General features: G+C 62.0%; 17 protein-coding genes and 1 pseudogene. 6 read left to right on the forward strand and 12 right to left on the reverse strand.

Translation table 11 applies throughout. The annotated features are described in order from the left end of the window. Nucleotides 1–13: 13 nt before the first annotated feature. Nucleotides 14–541 carry an Mpo1-like protein gene (locus IH404_RS01955; RefSeq protein WP_194439768.1) on the reverse strand — a complete coding sequence of 176 codons (528 nt, stop codon included), beginning with the start codon at nt 539–541 and terminating at the stop codon, nt 14–16. A gap of 83 nt (nt 542–624) precedes the next feature. On the opposite strand from IH404_RS01955, the gene IH404_RS01960 reads away from it, so the two are divergent. Further along, nucleotides 625–1,311, forward strand: coding sequence for a Crp/Fnr family transcriptional regulator (locus IH404_RS01960; RefSeq protein WP_005783713.1), 687 nt, complete (start codon nt 625–627; stop codon nt 1,309–1,311). On the opposite strand, the gene uraH is transcribed toward IH404_RS01960, so the two are convergent. Then, complete coding sequence (gene uraH / locus IH404_RS01965; protein ID WP_005783714.1) at nt 1,306–1,716, reverse strand: hydroxyisourate hydrolase; 411 nt, start codon at nt 1,714–1,716, stop codon at nt 1,306–1,308. The genes IH404_RS01960 and uraH overlap by 6 nt on opposite strands. Before the next feature lie 27 nt (nt 1,717–1,743). Further along, nucleotides 1,744–2,217, reverse strand: coding sequence for a heme-binding protein (locus IH404_RS01970; RefSeq protein WP_194439770.1), 474 nt, complete (start codon nt 2,215–2,217; stop codon nt 1,744–1,746). A 100-nt stretch (nt 2,218–2,317) separates the two neighbouring features. Here IH404_RS01970 and IH404_RS01975 point away from each other — a divergent pair, with 100 nt between their 5' ends. Further along, the gene (locus tag IH404_RS01975; protein ID WP_005783719.1) at nt 2,318–2,683 is read left to right on the forward strand and encodes a response regulator; all 366 of its coding nucleotides are present in this window, start codon (nt 2,318–2,320) and stop codon (nt 2,681–2,683) included. 115 nt (nt 2,684–2,798) lie between these two features. Here the strand turns inward: IH404_RS01975 and IH404_RS01980 are convergent, their stop codons facing one another. Further along, the gene (locus IH404_RS01980; protein WP_005783721.1) at nt 2,799–3,803 is read right to left on the reverse strand and encodes an AraC family transcriptional regulator; all 1,005 of its coding nucleotides are present in this window, start codon (nt 3,801–3,803) and stop codon (nt 2,799–2,801) included. Nucleotides 3,804–3,904: 101 nt separating this feature from the next. Here IH404_RS01980 and IH404_RS01985 point away from each other — a divergent pair, with 101 nt between their 5' ends. Continuing rightward, the gene (locus IH404_RS01985; protein WP_194439772.1) at nt 3,905–4,975 is read left to right on the forward strand and encodes a fatty acid desaturase; all 1,071 of its coding nucleotides are present in this window, start codon (nt 3,905–3,907) and stop codon (nt 4,973–4,975) included. On the opposite strand, the gene IH404_RS01990 is transcribed toward IH404_RS01985, so the two are convergent. Both IH404_RS01990 and IH404_RS01995 read right to left on the reverse strand, forming a co-directional pair. Then, on the reverse strand, nt 4,962–5,777 hold the full coding sequence (locus tag IH404_RS01990) for an ABC transporter ATP-binding protein (protein WP_194439774.1): 816 nt from the start codon (nt 5,775–5,777) through the stop codon (nt 4,962–4,964). The two genes, IH404_RS01985 and IH404_RS01990, sit on opposite strands and share 14 nt — an antisense overlap. Next, nucleotides 5,774–7,372, reverse strand: a complete 1,599-nt coding sequence (locus IH404_RS01995) for an ABC transporter permease (protein ID WP_194439776.1) — start codon at nt 7,370–7,372, stop codon at nt 5,774–5,776. Before IH404_RS01995 ends, IH404_RS01990 begins: the two co-directional genes overlap by 4 nt. 287 nt (nt 7,373–7,659) lie before the next feature. Here IH404_RS01995 and IH404_RS02000 point away from each other — a divergent pair, with 287 nt between their 5' ends. Continuing rightward, nucleotides 7,660–8,661, forward strand: a complete 1,002-nt coding sequence (locus IH404_RS02000; protein ID WP_005783727.1) for an ABC transporter substrate-binding protein — start codon at nt 7,660–7,662, stop codon at nt 8,659–8,661. A gap of 104 nt (nt 8,662–8,765) precedes the next feature. Here IH404_RS02000 and IH404_RS02005 read toward each other — a convergent pair whose 3' ends face one another. After that, a complete protein-coding gene (locus IH404_RS02005) occupies nt 8,766–9,686 on the reverse strand; it encodes a LysR family transcriptional regulator (RefSeq protein WP_005783730.1) in 921 nt (306 codons plus the stop codon). 182 nt (nt 9,687–9,868) lie between these two features. On the opposite strand from IH404_RS02005, the gene IH404_RS02010 reads away from it, so the two are divergent. Continuing rightward, on the forward strand, nt 9,869–10,774 hold the full coding sequence (locus IH404_RS02010) for a TauD/TfdA family dioxygenase (RefSeq protein WP_057010511.1): 906 nt from the start codon (nt 9,869–9,871) through the stop codon (nt 10,772–10,774). Nucleotides 10,775–10,837: 63 nt separating this feature from the next. Here IH404_RS02010 and IH404_RS02015 read toward each other — a convergent pair whose 3' ends face one another. The 3 genes and pseudogenes from IH404_RS02015 to IH404_RS02025 form a co-directional block, all read right to left on the reverse strand. Further along, nucleotides 10,838–12,445 (reverse strand): alkaline phosphatase family protein, encoded by a 1,608-nt coding sequence (locus tag IH404_RS02015; protein WP_122734804.1) that lies wholly within the window; start codon nt 12,443–12,445, stop codon nt 10,838–10,840. Nucleotides 12,446–12,670: 225 nt separating this feature from the next. Then, nucleotides 12,671–12,997, reverse strand: a pseudogene (locus IH404_RS02020) (HIT domain-containing protein); the annotation flags it as partial. A gap of 23 nt (nt 12,998–13,020) precedes the next feature. Then, nucleotides 13,021–13,965, reverse strand: a complete 945-nt coding sequence (locus tag IH404_RS02025; protein ID WP_122734802.1) for a LysR family transcriptional regulator — start codon at nt 13,963–13,965, stop codon at nt 13,021–13,023. A 155-nt stretch (nt 13,966–14,120) separates the two neighbouring features. Here IH404_RS02025 and IH404_RS02030 point away from each other — a divergent pair, with 155 nt between their 5' ends. Continuing rightward, a complete protein-coding gene (locus IH404_RS02030) occupies nt 14,121–16,436 on the forward strand; it encodes a TonB-dependent receptor (RefSeq protein ID WP_005783739.1) in 2,316 nt (771 codons plus the stop codon). Here IH404_RS02030 and IH404_RS02035 read toward each other — a convergent pair. Both IH404_RS02035 and IH404_RS02040 read right to left on the reverse strand, forming a co-directional pair. Further along, the gene (locus IH404_RS02035; RefSeq protein ID WP_194439778.1) at nt 16,407–17,594 is read right to left on the reverse strand and encodes a CynX/NimT family MFS transporter; all 1,188 of its coding nucleotides are present in this window, start codon (nt 17,592–17,594) and stop codon (nt 16,407–16,409) included. The two genes, IH404_RS02030 and IH404_RS02035, sit on opposite strands and share 30 nt — an antisense overlap. Further along, entirely contained in the window at nt 17,581–18,042 is a 462-nt protein-coding gene (locus IH404_RS02040; RefSeq protein WP_194439780.1) for a nucleoside deaminase, read from the reverse strand. Before IH404_RS02040 ends, IH404_RS02035 begins: the two co-directional genes overlap by 14 nt. Nucleotides 18,043–18,052 lie beyond the last annotated feature (10 nt).

Consider the following 18,052-nt stretch of genomic DNA (forward strand, 5'->3'; position numbering starts at 1 on the left):
GCCCCTCCCACATTTAGACTTCACTTGGCTTGAGATCGCGGCGTCCCACCGGGCCTGAACGTTGTTCAATCTGCTTTTGCAGGTCCTGCCGCAACCCCAGCAAAAACGCCAACTCCGCCACCACAAACAACGGCCCCACGATCAGCCCCGACACATCGTCCACAAACGCGGGTTTCTTGCCTTCGTAGTAATGCCCGACAAACTGAATCACCCAGCCCACCACAAACATACCCACGCCACTGCTCAGCCATACCATCGTGCTCTGTGCCGCCAATACATGCCCAGCCCATACCGACAGACCCATCAACACCGTCATCAGCGCGCCCAGGGCCAGTTCCAGGCGCAGGTAGAACCACGCCGAGAACAACGCCAGGATCACCGCTGGCGAGACCCACAGGCCACCCACCGCCCACTCGGGGCGTGACAGCAGCACGGCCACGGCAACCACGATCAATGGGATACCGATAAAGTGGCTGGCAATATTGCGCGGGTCGCGGTGGTAGGCGGCGTATTGACTGAGGTGGTCGACGAGGCTTTTCATTGTTGTTCCTCCTGTAGGATGTTTGATCATGCCCTGTCAGTCGGTGCCTAACTGTCAATTGGGCGACAATCTTCGGAGTTCCCATGGACACAGGCAAATGGCACGCGCAGTTGGTTCGCGGTCAGTGGTTCAGCCACTTGCCGCCAGACTTTCAGCGTAGCCTGCTGGGCGCAGCGCGGTTGCGCGTGCTGACAGCAGGGCAGTTTCTGTTCAAGCGCGGCGACCCGCCGTGTGGCCTGTATGCGGTGCTGGAAGGGGCGGTGCGCATCAGTGCTGTCAGCGCCCAAGGCAAGGAAGCGGTGTTGAGCCTGGTGGAAACCCCTCACTGGTTCGGCGAGATCTGCCTGTTCGACAACCTGCCACGCACCCACGATGCCCTCGCCACGGGAGCCTGCACGCTGTTGCAGATACCGCAGGCGGCGATACTCAAGATTCTTGAACAACAACCGGTGTTCTGGCGCGATATGGCGCTGTTGATGAGCCATAAACTGCGCCTGTCTTTGATCAATATTGAGCAGATAAGCCTGATGCCCGCCTCAAAGCGTCTGGCCCATCGGTTGCTGATGATCGCCCAGGGTTACGGCGAAATAGAGCAGGCGCGCCGCGTGTTGCAACTGCCTCAGGAGGATCTGGCTGCGATGCTGGGCCTGTCGCGCCAGACCATCAACAGTCTGCTCAAGGCGCTGGAGCAACAGGGCACCATTGGTTTGAGCTACGGCGCCATCGAGATACTGGACCTCGCCGGGCTGCGCCTGGCCGCGGGCCTATGAACCGCGATAGGTGGAGAAGCCGTAAGGGCTGAGCAACAGCGGGATGTGGTAGTGCTGGTCGACCTGCTTGACCTGGAAAATCACCGGCACCTCGGGGAAGAACGTCTCGCGGTTGGCCTTCTTGTAGTAATCGCCGGTCTTGAACACCACACGGTACTCGCCCGGCTTCATGCTCTGGTCGGCGGGGAACAGTTCGGCGATGCGTCCCTGTTGATTGGTCACGCCCTGGGACAGTGATTGCCACTGATCGCCCACATGCTGTTCCAGGGTGACGCTGACACCGGCCGATGGCAGGCCGTTTTCCAGGTTGAGCACGTGTACGCTCAGCGGGTTGCCGGCGGCCAGGGCCAGGTTGCACAGGCTACTCAGGCTGAGGGCGGCAAGGGTCATGTTTAGGGTTTTCATCGGGAAGTCCTTTTGGAAGGGGTCAAGTCAGGGGGTGATTTTCAAGCCCAGTTGCTCGGCAGCCTGTACGGCGCAGGCTTCGTCCTGCGCAGCGCCGCCGGCACCGGCGATGCCCAGCGCGCCGACCAGTTCAGCATCAGCGAACAGCGGCACGCCGCCGCCGAGCAACAGCAACTCGGGCAAGCTGTTAAGGTTGGCAGCCTCGGGGTTGGTGCGGGCTCGCTCGGCGAATAGCCGGGTTGGGGTTTTGCTCGACAGCGCCGTGTACGCCTTGCGCTGGCTGGCGAGGCTGTTGTGCGGGCCGACACCGTCAGCCCGCAGGCCCAGCAGCAGGTTGCCGCCGCGATCAAGTACCGTCAGCGCAGCCGTGCAATGGGCCAGGCTGGCGTCGGCCAGTTGGCGTGCGGTGCGCAAATCCAGCTCGGCGTGGCGCGGCAGTTGTGGCGTGGCCTGGGCAGTGGTGGTCACAGCGAGGCTCAAGAACAAAGCGGTGCGATACATGTTTGTGGCTCCAGGAGGCAGGTGCTCACGGTAGCCAGTGGACGCGGACAAAAGCCGCACAATTGGATGACAGGTTTGTAATCAAACCCAGAGGAAAGACATGCAGGTGTTGTTAGTGGAAGACCAGCCGCAACTGGCGCAGCTTATGGCCCAGGGTCTGAGCGAGGCCGGCTTCTCTGTGGAAGTTGCGGCCAACGGCATGGCGGCGCAGCGGTTTGTGGAAAGCTCTGTGTACGAGCTGGTGATTCTGGATGTGATGCTGCCGGGCTTGAACGCCTGGAAATTGCAGCAGGCGATTCGCCAACGCGGCAAAACGCCGATTTTGTTTTTGACCACGCCGGGCGGCATTGAGGACCGATTGCGGGGGTTGGAGCTGCACGAGGATGATTACCTGCTCAAGCCGTTTGACGCCAAGGTGTTGGTGGCACGGGTGAGGAAAGTATTGCGCCGGGATCGTGGGCGCTGATTGCCTGGCGACCGCTATCGGGAGCAAGCCCCCTCCCACATTTGACCGCGTTCACAGTTCAGTGTGGGAGGGGGCTTGCCCCCGATGAGGCCATCACAGCCACTGAAAAATCCTCCTACCGCAACCCCTCCCGAAATTGCCCGGGCGTCATCCCTGTCCAGCGTTTGAACGCCCGGTTGAAACTGCTGGTATCGGCAAACCCGAGCAAATGGCTGATCTCGGCCAACGAACACTGCGGATCCCTCAGGTGCAGCAACGCCAGGTTCTGCCGGCACTCATTGAGCAGCGCATCAAACCGACAGCCTTCATCCGCCAGGTGGCGCTGCAAGCTGCGCAAGCTCAGGTGCAAGGCCTGGGCAACGCGTTCGGCACTCGGCTCGCCATCGGGCAATTGCGCCTCGATGACGGCGCGCACCTTGCGCTCCCAGGTCAGTGGTTGCAGATGGGCGAGGGTGCGCTTGAGCACGGTTTCATTGTGTTCGGCCAATTCCGGATTGGCGTCGTCGAGATGGCTGTCGAAGTCGTGCGCAGCGAACTCCAGGCGGTCTTCGTCGGCGGCAAAAAACACCGGCGAGCGCAAGACCGTATGCCACGGCGTGGGGTCGGCGGGTTCCGGGCGCCTTAGATAAACGGCCAACGGCGCGTAGTCACGCCCCAGGCGGTTGCGGCAAGTGCGCACATAGATCGCCACGAAGGCGTCGATGGCCTCCGGCGCCGGCGCGGGGCTGCCTTGGGGTTGGAGCAGGCGAAAGTGGTACGCGTCGCCATGGCGGGTCAGCTCCAGGCTCAGGGCGTCACTGACCACCTGGTGATAGCGCACGATGCGCTCGAACACCTCGCGCAAGCTGCCGCTGGCCACCAAGGCATAACCGAGGGCGTGAAAGGTGGTGGGGCTGACGAACCGCGACACCCGCAAGCCAATCGCCGGATCACCGCTGGCCTGCACCGCCAGTTGCCAGAGGCGCGTGGTGGCCGACAACGGATAGCGTGCGTTGGGGTCGTCCATCTGCTGCGGGTCGAGCCCAGCCTCGGCGCACAGCGCTGCGCTGTTCAGGCCCAGGGCGTCGAGCTGCTTGCGCAGGGCGCGGGTCCAACTGGCGAGGGAAGTGGGTTCGGTCATGGCGATTGGCGCTTGCGGTCAACAGGTTGGCGTCCGAGGCTAGCATCCTGCCCGATCGCTTAGGGCAGGATGGACACATCAATGTACAAGAGGATGGAAGCATGGACGGTACTTCTGCAAGCCCCCAACAGATGAACGCACAACAACGTTCAGCGCATATCCGTGAGGTGGTGCTGGCCGAGGGCGCGCGATTGCGCCAGCGCCATCCCTGGCTGCTGCATCAGGACGCCCTGGGCGCGGGCATCCTGGCGTTTGCCTTGTTGGGCATGCTCGGCTCGGCGGCGCTCTATATCAGCGGTCACCTGGCCTGGTGGGCGTGCCTGCTGCTCAATGCGTTCTTTGCTTCACTGACCCACGAGTTGGAGCACGACCTGATTCACAGCATGTACTTTCGCAAGCAGCGCCTGCCCCACAACCTGATGATGGGCCTGGTATGGCTGGCACGGCCAAGCACGATCAACCCGTGGATACGCCGGCATTTGCACCTCAACCATCACAAGGTCTCCGGCACGGAGGCCGATATGGAAGAGCGCGCCATTACCAACGGCGAGCCCTGGGGGGTTGCGCGCTTGCTGATGGTGGGCGACAACATGATGTCGGCCTTGATCCGAATGCTGCGGGCCAAGACCTGGGCACACAAGCTCAGCATCCTCAAGCGCGTGGTGCTGGTGTATGCCCCGCTGGCACTGCTGCATTGGGGCGCCTGGTACGTCTTCCTGGGCTTTCATGCCGCCAACGGCATCGCCAGCCTGTTGGGCGCGCCGATCATGTGGTCGGCCGGCACCTTGCAGATGATGCAGGTGATCGACATCGCTGCAGTGGTGATCATCGGCCCCAACGTATTGCGTACGTTCTGCCTGCACTTTGTCAGCTCCAACATGCACTACTACGGCGATGTGGAACTGGGCAACGTGATCCAGCAGACCCAGGTATTGAACCCCTGGTGGCTGTGGCCGTTGCAGGCGTTCTGCTTCAACTTCGGCAGCACCCATGGCATCCATCACTTTGTGGTGAAGGAGCCCTTCTACATTCGCCAGATGACCGTCAAGGTGGCGCATAAGGTCATGGCCCAGATGGGCGTGCGCTTCAATGATTTCGGCACCTTCGCCCGGGCCAATCGGTTTGAGCGCCAGGAGCAGCCGGCCGTCAAACTCGCTTTCAGCAAGCGATGAACGCCAGGGGCAGGTCGCGGATCTGCTCGCGCACCGGCGGCTGGTAGTGGTCATCACTGATCAATTCATGCAGCAGCTCTTCGCGCAGTTGGTGGAATTCAAAGCTGCTGCGCTGGCGCGGGTGGGGCAGGGTGATGTCCACCACCTGCTTGATGCGCCCCGGCCGGGGCTCCATCACCACCACGCGATCGGCGAGGAAAATCGCCTCTTCCACATCATGGGTGACCAGCACCGTAGTGATCCTGGCGCGGGCGCGAATGGCCAGGAGTTCGTCCTGCATCTGCTGGCGAGTCAGTGCATCCAGGGCGCCGAACGGTTCGTCCAGCAACAGGATGCGTGGGCTGGCCACCAGGCCACGGGCAATTGCCACTCGTTGGGCCATGCCGCCGGAGAGTTGGTGGGGGTAGGCGCGGGTGAAATCAGTCAGGCCCACCAGCTCGATAAAATCGCTGATGCGTCGGTTGCGCTCGGCCTCATTCAGCGGCTCGTTGACCAGGCCCAGGCCGATGTTCTGCGCCACGGTCAGCCAGGGAAACAGGCGATGCTCCTGGAACACGATGCCGCGCTCGCCACCGATACCGCTGACGGCCTTGCCATCAACCTGGATCTCACCGCGATATTGTGTGTCGAGCCCCACCAGCAGACGCAGCAGGGTGGACTTGCCGCAACCGCTGGCGCCGACAATCGCGACGAATTCCCCTTCGGCAATCTGCAGGTTGAATTCGCGGATGGCTTCCAGTTCGAAGCCGTCGACGTCGAAGCTTTTGCCCACATGGTTAAAGCTGACAATTGGTGCGTTCATGCGTGTCTCCAGCGGGTGGCACGGGTTTCGATGCGTTGGCCGATCAGGTTGAGGGCGGCGCCGGTGAGGCCGACCAGGAGCATACCGCTCATGATCAGGTCCATGCGCAGCAACTGTTGGGCGCCGATCATCAGGCTGCCGATGCCGCCGTCCGAGGGCATGAAATATTCCGCGCCGATGGTGCCCATCCAGGCGTAGATCAGGCTCAGGCGCAGGCCGGCAAAAATCCCCGCCGCGGCCCCCGGCAGTACCAGACGACGCAGGCGTTGCCACAGGCTCAGGCGCAGCACTTGCGCCGCCTCACGCAGTTGCGGCGACAGGTTGAGCACGCTGCGCTGGGTGGCGATAAACAGCGGGAAGAACGCCGCGAGGGCGATAAACACCCACTTGGCCAGTTCCCCCAGGCCGAACCAGGCAGTGAGCAGCGGCACCCAGGCGAAAATCGCGATCTGGCGCAGCGCGGCCAGGGTCGGGCCGAGTACCCGCTCACTGCGCCGCGACAGCCCCAGCCACAAGCCCACGGCAAAGCCCAGGCTGCCGCCGAGCAGCAAGCCGCCCACGGCCCGCCCAAGGCTTTTGCCCAACGCCGTGGTCAGGCTGCCATCCAGCACGCCCGCCACGGTGGTTTGCAGCACCGCTTGGGGGCTGACCAGAATGTTCGGGTCGACCCAACCCTGTTGCGTCGCCACTTGCCACAACGCCAGCAATAGCAGCGGCAACAGCCACGGTTGCAAGCGTTGCCAGCCTTCATAGCGTGGCCCGCGGCGGATCTGCGCTGTAGCCGGATGGGGCCAGTGCACCCACTTGCGATCCAGCCAACCGATGCCGCGGTCCATCACCACACCCAGCACGCCGATGACCACGATGCACACAAAGACAATATCGAGCATGAACAACTGGCGCGCCCACACCATCAGGTAGCCGATGCCTTCGCTGGAGGCCAGCAACTCCACGGCCAGCAACGACGTCCAGCCCGCCGCCAGGGCCAGGCGTACCCCGGCCATGAACGCCGGTAGCGCAGCGGGCAGGATCAGGCGGCGGATCAGCAAGTGGGTGGGCAGGCGCAACACGCGGGCGGCTTCGCGCAGGTTGGGCTGGGCATCGCGCACGCCCACCAGGGTGTGCAGGGTTACGGGCACCACAATGGCCTTGACCAGCACCACCAGTTTCAAGGTTTCGCCAATGCCGAAAAACACCATGAACAGCGGAATCCACGCCAGGGTCGGGACCTGCGACAGCGCGCTGAACGTGGGGAATACCAAACGCTCGGCGCGGGCGCTGAAACCCAGGATTGCGCCGAGTATCGCGCCCACGCCGATACCGGCCAGCAGGCCCCAGAACAGGCGCTGCAAGCTGATCGCAAGATGGCTCCATAACTCGCCACCGGCCAGCTCCACTGCACTGCTCCACACCAGGGCGGGGGCGGGCAGAATCTGTTCGCTCATCCAGTGATTGCGACTGGCCAACCACCATAGGGCAAACAACGTGAGCGGCAGCAGCCACGGCAACAGGCGCTGACCCAACTGCGGCCAACGCGGCATTCTGCCGTTGGACGGGGCCGGCAGAGGTAGGCTCAAAAGTGAAATCCGGGCCATGGAAGACCTCCGTGTCGCCAAATGCATTATGTGATTTCGATCTTATAAAAACGTAATCAAGATGATTGCGAGATAAGAGAAATCATTTAAAGCCTCAGCTCTCCACGCATCCAATGCATTCGAAGAATATTTTCGATGCTATTCATGCATACCGCTCTGGAGCCTGTGTATTCGCTCGCATAGTCCAAAAAGATATTAAATTGTGCATTTATAGTATTTAAAGTTTTGTTCATGCTGTGCCTATTTTTTGCTCCCCAGGCGACCGTCGCCCACCAGGAGCTGCGCTTATGAAACTGCCCTTCAAACGTCTGATCAGCCTGTTCGCCGGTACCGCCCTGGCCGGGCTGGTGCATGCCGCTGACCTCAAGGAAATTCGCATTGCTGTGCCAGACCTCAGTGCCGGTAGCCAGCACAGTGGCGGCGGCATCACCGACGTTTTGCGTGAACAGCAAATCTATGAAAAAGCCTTTGCCGACCAAGGCATCAAGATCCAGTGGAATTACTTCAAGGGCGCGGGCCCTGTGATCAATGAAGCCTTCGCCAATGGCCAGGTGGACCTTGCCTATCTGGGTGACCTGGCGGCGATCATCGGCCGCTCCAATGGCCTGGATACTCGCCTGCTTAGCGCCACCGCGCGTGGTGTGAAGCACTACCTCGGCGTGGTGCCGGGCTCTGGCATCAAGACGCTGCAAGACCTCAAGGGCAAACGTGTCGCAGTGTTCCGCGGCACGGCCAGCCAGTTGTCGTTCGACAGTGCATTGGCCAGCCAGGGCTTGAGTGAAAAGGATTTGAAGGTCATCAACCTGGACTTCAATGCCGCCAGCGCTGCGCTGGCCGCCAAGCAGATTGACGCAACCTGGGGCGGTTCCACTCTCACGGCGTTGCAGGCCAAAGGCTTGGCAGAAATACCGCTGACCACCAAGGACCTGGGCGATGCCGGCAGCATCCAGGCCGTGCTGGTGGGCAGCGCCAAGTTTGTCGACGAACACCCAGATGCTGTGGCCAAGCTGCTCAAGGCCCAGCAGCAGGCGGTGCAGTGGTTGACCGATGACAACAACAAGCAAGCCTACATCGCGTTGGTTTCCGGGCTGGCCAGCTACCCGCCGGTGATCCTGACCAATGATTTGAAAGACCAGAAACTCAGTGAGATTTTCCCCTCGACCCTGGACCCGGTGTTTCTGGGCAAATTGCAGGACGCGGTGAATTTGGCCTCGAAGGAGAAGTTGATTCGCAAGTCGTTTCAGGTGAGTGATTGGGTGGCGCCGGGGTTGGTGGCGGCGGGGCTCTGAGTTTTTCGGTGCTTGGGCTATCGCTATCGCAGGAAAGCCAGCTCCCACACTTGAATGTGTTCACCGCTCAAATGTGGGAGCTGGCTTGCCTGCGATGAGGCCCTTCAAACCGCCACACTTACCTGCTGGCTATCCACTTCCACCAACACCTCAATCATCGCCTTCGCCGCCGGCGACAACCGCGACCCAGTGCGACTGACAATCCCGCAACGCGCACTCATGGTCTCCATGTTCTGTGGCAGGTTGCGCCAGTGCAGCAGCACCAGCGAACCGCTGGCCACATCCTCGGCGAACGCTTCCTCGGTGCCCACGCCGATGGCGTTGGATTGCAGCACAATCTTCACCAGCGCCGGGAAGTGCTCGGTCTGGATGCTCGGGGAAAAATCCATGCGCCCACTCAGGTTCGCCAGCAGTTTGCGAATGCCCTGGGAGATCAGCGGCGCGGCCAGCGGATAGTCGAACATATCGTTGGTCGACAGGCTGTCCTTGGCCAGCAACGGGTGCCCGGGGCGGCAGAAAAAGACGCCGCGCTTGGGTGTCAGTGCGCGGGTCTGGAAATTCGGGTCGGCTTCGAACTGGCGGATGTCGGCGATAAAGAATTCGATCTCTTCACGGCTCAGGCTGCGGCTGAGGGTTTCCCAGTTGTCCACCTGGAAACTCGTGCGGATTTTCGGGTGGGCGTTGATAAATCGCGCCACCGCATCCGGCACCAGTTTCGCGGCGGGCGCCGGGCCGCAGCCGAAGCGCAGGTCGCCGGCGTCGAGCTTGGTCATGCGCGTCACTTCACTGCTCAGCAGCGCTGCGCCATGCACCAGGCTCAGGGCATGTTGCAGCACCACCTGGCCTTCCGGTGTAGGGCGCAGGTCCTTGTGGCCACGGTCCACCAGCACGCAGCCAAACTCCTGTTCCAGCCCCTGGATGCTGCGGCTGAACGCCGGCTGAGTGATGCCCATGGCGTCTGCGGCACGCACGAAACTGCGGTGTTCGTTGAGGGCGATGAAGTAGCGCAGTTGGCGAAGATCCATATGCTTTCCCGGCATTTTAAAAATAGGTCGAAGGCATTTGCGACTAAGCAAGCTGAGGTTTTAAATGCAAGCTCTTATTCCGTCAACGAAGCATTGATTCATTTGCTAGATCTAAAATGCATATGGATAGAGCGTTGCTGGAAAGCATCTCCACCATCAGCAGGCACATGAGGGTCATCACAATGAGCAACGCCGCATTAGCTGTTCAACCCATCGCCCACGCGCTCGACATCCACCCGGTGGCCGGTCGTATCGGCGCCGAGATCCGTGGCATCAAACTATCCGGTGACCTGGATGCCGCCACCGTCGAGGCCATCCAGCAGGCACTGGTGCAGTACAAGGTCATTTTCTTCCGCGAGCAAACCCATCTCGATGACCAGAGCCAGGAAGCCTTCGCCCACCTGCTTGGTGAGCCGATTGCACACCCTACGGTGCCGGTGCGCGACGGTACGCGCTTTCTGATGGAGTTGGATGGCACCCGTGGCCAGCGCGCCAACTCTTGGCATACCGACGTGACCTTCGTCGACGCCTACCCAAAGGCCTCGATCCTGCGTTCGGTGCTGGCGCCAGCGTCCGGTGGCGACACCGTCTGGGCCAACACAGCTGCCGCATACAACGACCTCAGCGTCGAGCTGCGTGCATTGGCTGATCACCTATGGGCAGTGCACAGCAACGAATACGACTACGCCGCACGCAAGCCGGATGTGGCGGTGGAGAAGCTGGAGGAATACCGCAAGGTCTTCACTTCCACGGTGTACGAAACCGAACACCCGGTAGTGCGGGTGCACCCGGTCAGCGGTGAGAAAACCTTGCTGCTGGGGCACTTCGTCAAGCGCCTGAAAGGCTATTCCCAGGCGGAGTCGGCACAGTTGTTCAACCTGTTGCAAGGTCACGTCACCCGCCTGGAAAACACCGTACGCTGGCGCTGGAATACCGGGGACGTGGCGATCTGGGATAACCGCGCCACCCAGCATTACGCGGTGGACGACTATGGCACCCAAGAGCGCATCGTGCGCCGGGTCACGCTCAAGGGTGATGTGCCGGTGGGTGTGCAGGGGCAGCGCAGTCAGACCACCAAAGGACTCTAAGCCAGTTGGAGATCAAAATGTGGGAGGGAGCAAGCCCCCTCCCACATTTAAACCTGTGTCGTTCTACCAGACCCCGATTTGCACGACTTTTTCCGCCTCCGGCTCCCCATAGCGAAACCATTGCCCGCGCACTTCGATCTCGGTGTGGCTGATGGTGGTACGCCGCTTCAACCCGCGCAGCCATTCGAACAGATAACCCAAGTGAGTCTCGCGCACCTGTGCATAGGCGGGATCGCTGCCCAGGTCGTGGATTTCCTGCGGGTCGTTTTCCAGGTCGAACAGCTGCGGGCGAAAGCCGTCATAGGCCAGGTACTTCCAGCGCTCACTGCGCACCATGGTCATGCGGCAACGGTCGATGGGCTGCGCCAGGCGTTCCCGGGCCGGGGCCTGGAAGGCGTAGTCGTATTCGGCAATGGCGTAGTGGCGCCAGGTGGGTTGCTCGCCGTGCAGCAGTGGGATCAGCGAGCGGCCTTCGAGGCGATGGTCGGCGGCGGGCAGGCCCAGAGCGTCGAGGAAGGTGGGCAGGGCGTCGATGGTTTCCACCAGGCGTGCGTCCACGCTGCCACGGCTGACATCGGCACTGGCCCGTGGGTCGCGCACGATCAAGGGAACACCCACCGCAGGCTCCAGCAAAAACTCTTTTTCACCGAGGTAATGATCGCCGAGGAAGTCGCCATGATCGCTGGTGAACACGATCAGCGTGTCGTCCCAGCGGCCAGTGCTTTGCATGAAATCAAACAGCCGCCCGAGTTGATCGTCGATTTGTTTGATCAGGCCCATGTACGTGGGAATCACCGTGAGGCGTACTTCATCCCGGGAAAAATTCAGGCTCTCCTGGTGTTGTCGAAACGCTTGGTACACCGGGTGATCGCTGGTGTGTTCAGGTTGAATCGGCGCCTGGATATGCTCGGCGCCGTACAACGCGTGATAGGGCGCCGGGGCGATGTAGGGCCAGTGCGGCTTGATGTACGACAGGTGCAGGCACCATGGCTGCTGCCCCTGCTCGCCGATAAAGTCGATGGCGCGCTCGGTGGTGTAGACGGTCTCCGAATGTTGTTCGGCCACCCGTGCAGGCTTGCCCGCGTTGCGCATGTGCCAGCCGCTGAGGATCTCACCGTCTTCGTCTTGGGCGGCGTTGGCCCATTCATGCCAGGGGTTGCGACCACCGTAGCCTTGCTCGCGCAGGTAGTGGGTGTAGGGCGCCGACTCGCGTTTGTCGTCGAACAGCGGGCTGTCGGGGTAGATGCCGTCGTGGCGCAGGTACGCGTCAAAGCCCACCTCATTGAGCGGCTCGGCCTGGGCACTGTCGGGGTCTATATGCAGGCGTTGTAACGCCTCCACGTTCGGCGTGGCGTGGGTCTTGCCCACCAGCGCGGTGCGGATGCCGTGGGGGCGCAGGTAATCACCGATCGTCAGTTCTTCCAGCGGCAGCGGCACGGCGTTCCACGCCACCTGGTGGCTACTGACGTAACGCCCGGTATAGGCCGACATGCGCGACGGCCCGCAGATGGTGCCTTGTGTATAGGCCCGACTGAAACGCACACCGGCAGCGGCCAGGCGGTCGATATTGGGGGTGTGCAGATGGGCATGGCCGTAGCACGACAGGTAATCGCGGCGCAGTTGGTCGCACATGATGTAGAGCACATTGCGCACGGGTTTGGGGTCAGACATGGAGGTTTACCGGACGAAGGACAGGAGCGTTTTTTCGCCGTTCGCAGGGTGTGCTGGCAAGTGCATTTGAGGTCTGGATTTTATGCAGGGAATGCATGGGTGTGGCTGCTGGCGCCATCGCAGGCAAGCCAGCTCCCACAGGGGAATGCATTTCAAATGGGGAAGCCGGCCCGCCAGCCGACGCCCATCTACCTGACACTCCGCGATCAAATTGTGGGAGCGGGCTTACTCGGCGAAGGACCTGATGTGAGCAGCCAGCTCTGCCAGCTCTTTATCGTCTTCCCCGGTCCCGTGCATCGGGAATAATTTGGCGTGCAGATGATCGACGCCGTAACCCTCCAGAATCATGCCCGTTCTAGCCACACCTTTTAGCGCTTCGTCCAAAAGCTGCGCCGTCTTCTTGGCTGCGATGACCAAGTCACACAGCACGGTGTCCGGTTCGGCAAACGCGTAGCTGCCGTGATGGGTTTTGGGGATAACGACACTGAACCCCGGCGTGTTGGGAAATATGGAGAGAAAGGCTATGTGGGTCTGGTCTTCCCATAGGAGGTGGCGGGCCTCCGTTCACCACTGACTCAGACCGCAATATTTTCCAACGCATAAGCATCCTCGTCCCTCTCATCAATCTCCTTGATCTGCTCAATCATCGCCTCCGCCAACGGCGACAAACGATACCCCGCACGGCTGACAATCCCGTAGCGGGTGTAACGCTCCTCCAGGTTTTCATCCAGGCCATCGATTTTCAAACACACCAGCTCGCCCCGCGCCATGTGCAGCACATCGCTGTTGGCGCTGACGATGCCAATGGCGTCCGAGCGCAGCACCACACCCATCAGGCTATAGCCGTTTTCGCACTCCACATTGGGTTGGTAATCGGGCCGGCCGCTGAGGTCGACGATGACCTTGCGCAGGTTCGGCGGGCGAATGGTGACCGCCAGCGGATAACTCATCAGTTCATCGGCGCGGATGCTTTCGCGGCCGGCCAGGGGGTGGCCGGCGCGGCAGCAGAAATACCAGCGGCGTGGGCGCAGGCGGTGGGTGTGGTAGTCGGGGTTGGCTTCGAAGTGGCGAGTGTCGGCGACGAAGAATTCGAACTCTTCGCTGAGCAGGCGTTTGCCCAGGCTTTGCCAGTCATCCACCTGGAACTGCACGCGGGCCTTGGGGTAGCGCCCGATGAAACTGCCGATGGCGCGCGGGATCAACCCACCTGCCGGGGCCGGGCCGCAGCCGAAGCGCAGTTCGCCGGCTTCCAGGCCGTTGAACTGGCTGATCTCGTTGGCCAATTGTTGGGCGCCGCTGACCAGGCGCCGGGCATGTTCAAGCAGTACCTGACCTTGCTTGGTGGGCGCCAGGTCCTTGCGGCCACGGTCTACCAGCTGGCAGCCGGCACTGTGTTCAAGGGCCTGGATGCTGCGACTGAACGCCGACTGCGACAGGTTCACGGCCAAGGCTGCCGCGACAAAACTGCGTTGCTCGGCGAGGGCGATGAAGTGGCGAAGCTGGCGCAGATCGATATGCATTTTTCACATCAAAAATATCCGGGAAATGCATTGGCTATGCATTAGGTCGACTCCTTATAAAGGCTATCTCTTATGCAGTAAATGTTCGTAAAAACATAAATAAATAACCTTTAGGAATATCTGGCGACGGATATCTCCGGGTTCTGGAGCCGCTTATGAGTCTGTTCAAGTCCTTGCCGCTGGCGATGCTGGTGGCCGGTAGCAGCAGTTGGTCGCCTTCCCAGGCCGCTGAAACACCCGCGCCTGCCGGCAAGGGCGAAAGCGCCAGTGGCCAACTGGAAACCGTCACCGTGACCGCCCGGCGGCGTACCGAAAGTGCCCAGGCCGTGCCGACGCCCATGAGCGTGGTCGGTGGGCAGGCGCTGGAAACCCAGCGGGTGTACCGCATCCAGGATTTGCAGCAACTGGTGCCCAGCGTCAACGTCGCCTACATGCACGCGCGCCAGTCCAGCGTGTCGATTCGCGGCCTGGGCAACAACCCGGCCAGCGATGGCCTGGAAGGCAGCGTGGGGTTGTATATCGACAACGTCTACCTCGGGCGCCCGGGCATGGCGGTGTTCGACCTGATGGACATCGAGCAGCTTGAAGTACTGCGTGGCCCGCAAGGGACGTTGTTCGGCAAGAACACCACCGCCGGGGTCATCAACATCAGTACTCGCGCACCGAGCTTTACCCCGGAGCGCAGCATCGAAACCTCTCTGGGCGAGGACGGTTATTTCCAGACCAAGGGCACGATCTCCGGCCCACTCACCGAGGACCTGGCAGGACGCTTCTCGGCCTATCGCACCCGCAGCGACGGCGACATCAAGAACGAGCACGACGGCCATGAGCTTAACGGCGGTTCGCGCCAGGGCTTTCGCGGGCAACTGTTGTACAAGCCCAACGAGGCGTTCAACCTGCGCTGGATCGGTGACTACAACGAAGAAGATTCCAGCGCCGGCACCCGCGTGTTGTACAGCACCGGGCCGACCATCAATGGCACCAACCTGTATCAATCCCGGGCCAACGCAGCGGGGGCGACCCTGGTGGATGGCACCCATCGCAAGGTCAACCTGGACAACGACCAGCATGTCACCGTGTTCCAGGGTGGTACCTCGCTGGAGGCCAACTGGACGCTGCCAAGCGACTTCACCCTGACGTCGGTGAGTGCCTATCGGTGGTGGAATTTCACCCCACGCAATGATGACGGCCTCAACGTACCGGCGTCGTATAACGCCGGGGTTTCGGTGGAAGATAAACAGTGGTCCCAGGAGTTCCGCCTGGCATCGCCTACCGGCGGCTTCTTCGATTACGTGCTCGGCGCCTATTACTTCGGCTCCGACCTGGACAACAAATCCTTCGCTTATTACGGCCCCAAGGCCGATATCTGGAACGGCACGCCAGCCGGCGCTTTGAGCAATGTGAGCAGCGTCGGCAACGGGCATATCCGCACCGATAGTTTTGCGTTGTTCGCCCAAGGCACCTGGCACCTCACCGAGCGTCTGGATTTCACTGCCGGCCTGCGCGGCACCTACGAAGAAAAAAGCGCCTGGGTCACGCGCAATGCCCCGCTGGGCGGCGCTGCGGTGAGCGGTGCGGCTGCCACTGCACGGCGTGGGCGCACCGGGGCGTATGACTCGGGCGACCTGACGCAGTACAGCGCCACCCCTTCGGGGCTGCTCAACCTCAGTTATCACTTCAATGACAACCTGCTGGGCTACGCGACGCTGTCCCACGGCGAGAAGTCTGGTGGGGTCAACCTGGCAGTGGGGTCTGCGCCAACGGCCGGGGCCGACTCGTTACTGATCGGCACCGAGCGCGCCAACAACGCCGAGCTGGGTTTCAAGAGCACGTTGTGGGACCGCCGCCTGCAACTCAACGCCAACCTGTTCTGGACCCAGGTCAACGGCTACCAGACCAACGCCTACGACCAGGACAACCGCGTGCAGTACCTGACCAACGCCGGTTCCGTGCGTTCGCGGGGCGTGGAAGTGGAAAGCACCCTGGTGCCGATCAAGGGCCTGACCCTGAATATCAACGGCTCGTTCAACGATGTGAGCTACCTGTCGTACAAGGATGCGCCGTGCCCACCCGAAACCAGCTTGCGCCCTGGTGCACCGGCGTCCTGCGACCTCACGGGCCATCAAGTAGTGGGCGCGTCCAAGTGGATCGCCAACGCCAACGGCGAATACAAATGGAACCTGGCTAACGGTTTGGAACCCTACGTCACCGGCAGCTACGCGTTCCGTTCCAAGGCGGTGGGCACGGTGGAAGATTCCGACTATGGGCAGATCCCGGCGTACGCGGTGGTCAACCTGTCGACCGGCCTGCGCGGCAATTATGACCAAGGGCAGTGGGACGTGTCGCTGTGGCTGAAAAACGCCTTCGACAAAACCTACTACACCACCCTGTGGACCGGCGGAAACGGCGGTTACGAGGGCCTGTTGGGCACGCCGCGCACCCTAGGCGTGACTGGGCGCTACGACTTCTAGGTCAGTGCGATAGGTGGCCGGGCTGAACACCCGCGTCACCAGCAGCATCGCTACCACGGTCACCGTCAGCACCACCCAGGCGCTGACGAAGTTGCCGGTGAGTTCGCGCAACCAGCCGGTCAGCCACGGCGAAAGTGCATTGATCAGAAACCCCACGCCTTGCACGAACGCCGCCAGCTGCCCGGCTTGGCGTGGGTCGCGGTGGTGGTCGAGGGTCAGCAGCAGGCTCAGGGCGAAACATGCGCCCAGGCCGAAGCCGATCAGCGCCACCCACAGGTGCGGGAATTGCTGTGGCGCCATCAGCAGGCCGAGGTAGCCGACCGTTTGCGCCAGCAGGCTGATGCTCAGCAACGGGCGCCGGTCAATGCCGCGCTGTGCCAGCACCGGCATCAGCAATGCGGCGATCACCTGGAAGATGGTCATGAACGCCAGCAACGACCCGCTGGGCAGCACGCCCCAACCCAGTTGTTGATAGTAGGCGGGCAGCCACGCGACCATGCTCATGTAGCCACAATTGACCAGGCCGAAATACAGCGCCAGCAGCCAGGCACGCTGGTTGCGCAACCCTTTGAACGCAGGTGCCTGTTGTGGATTTCGCGCGGCACCCAGCGGCAGCCAGGCCCATAGCAGCAATGCCCCCAGCGCCGGCAACAACCACACCCCCAGGCCCGCCTGCCATTGCTGGAAATGCATGGCCACCACAGGGCTAAGCAGCGCCGCCAGCCCACCACCGGCCATCAGCGAGGCCGAATACACGCCCATCGCCACCGGCACGCGGTGATGAAATTCGCGCTTGATCATCGCTGGCACCAGCGCCTGGATCAACGCCACGCCCGCGCCACCGAGCAGTGCGGTAACCAGCAGCGCCGAAGCCTGGCCCATCAACCAGCGCGTCAGGCACGCCAGCAAAATCATCAACAAGCCCAGGGCGATGCCGCGACGTTCACCCAAGCGCGCTTCCACGCGCACGCCGACCAGTGCCACCAGCCCCATGCAGATCACCGGCAGGCTGGTGAGCAAGGCGCTGCTCTGGAAGCTCAGCCCGGTGGCCTGGCGAATCTCGCCGAGCAGCGGGCTGATGGAGCTGAGGATCGGGCGCAGGTTCAGGCCGAGCACCACCAGCAGGCCCCAGCCAGCGAGGGATTTATTCAGGGTCATGCAGGGTTTTCCACTGGTGATACAACGCTGTCATTGCGCTGTCGGGCAGGTACTGGATGGGCAGGCGTTGCGCACCGATGGGCAAGCCAACCTGTTGGCTGATGGCTGCGGTCGACAGGCCGAACGGCTCGGCCATTTCGTTACTGGCGGCAAACACCACCCGTTCTACACCGCACAGGTACATGGCGCTCAGGCACATCGGGCAAGGCTGGCCGCTGGCGTAGATCACGCAGCCGTCCAGGCGTGCACCCAGTTGGCGGCTCGCTGCACGGATCGCCAGCAGCTCGGCGTGGGCGGTGGGGTCCTGGGTCAGGTGGATCTCATTCACGGCTTCCACCAGCACTTCACCGCTGCGCGTCAGCACCGCGCCGAAGGGTCGGCCGCCTTGGACGACGTTGGCGCGGGCCAAGGCGATAGCGCGTTGCAGGTGTGGTTGATCGTTGGTCATACAAGCCCCC

The organism is Pseudomonas sp. OST1909, assembly GCF_015277575.1.
GTDB classification, from domain to species: Bacteria; Pseudomonadota; Gammaproteobacteria; order Pseudomonadales; family Pseudomonadaceae; genus Aquipseudomonas; species Aquipseudomonas synxantha_A.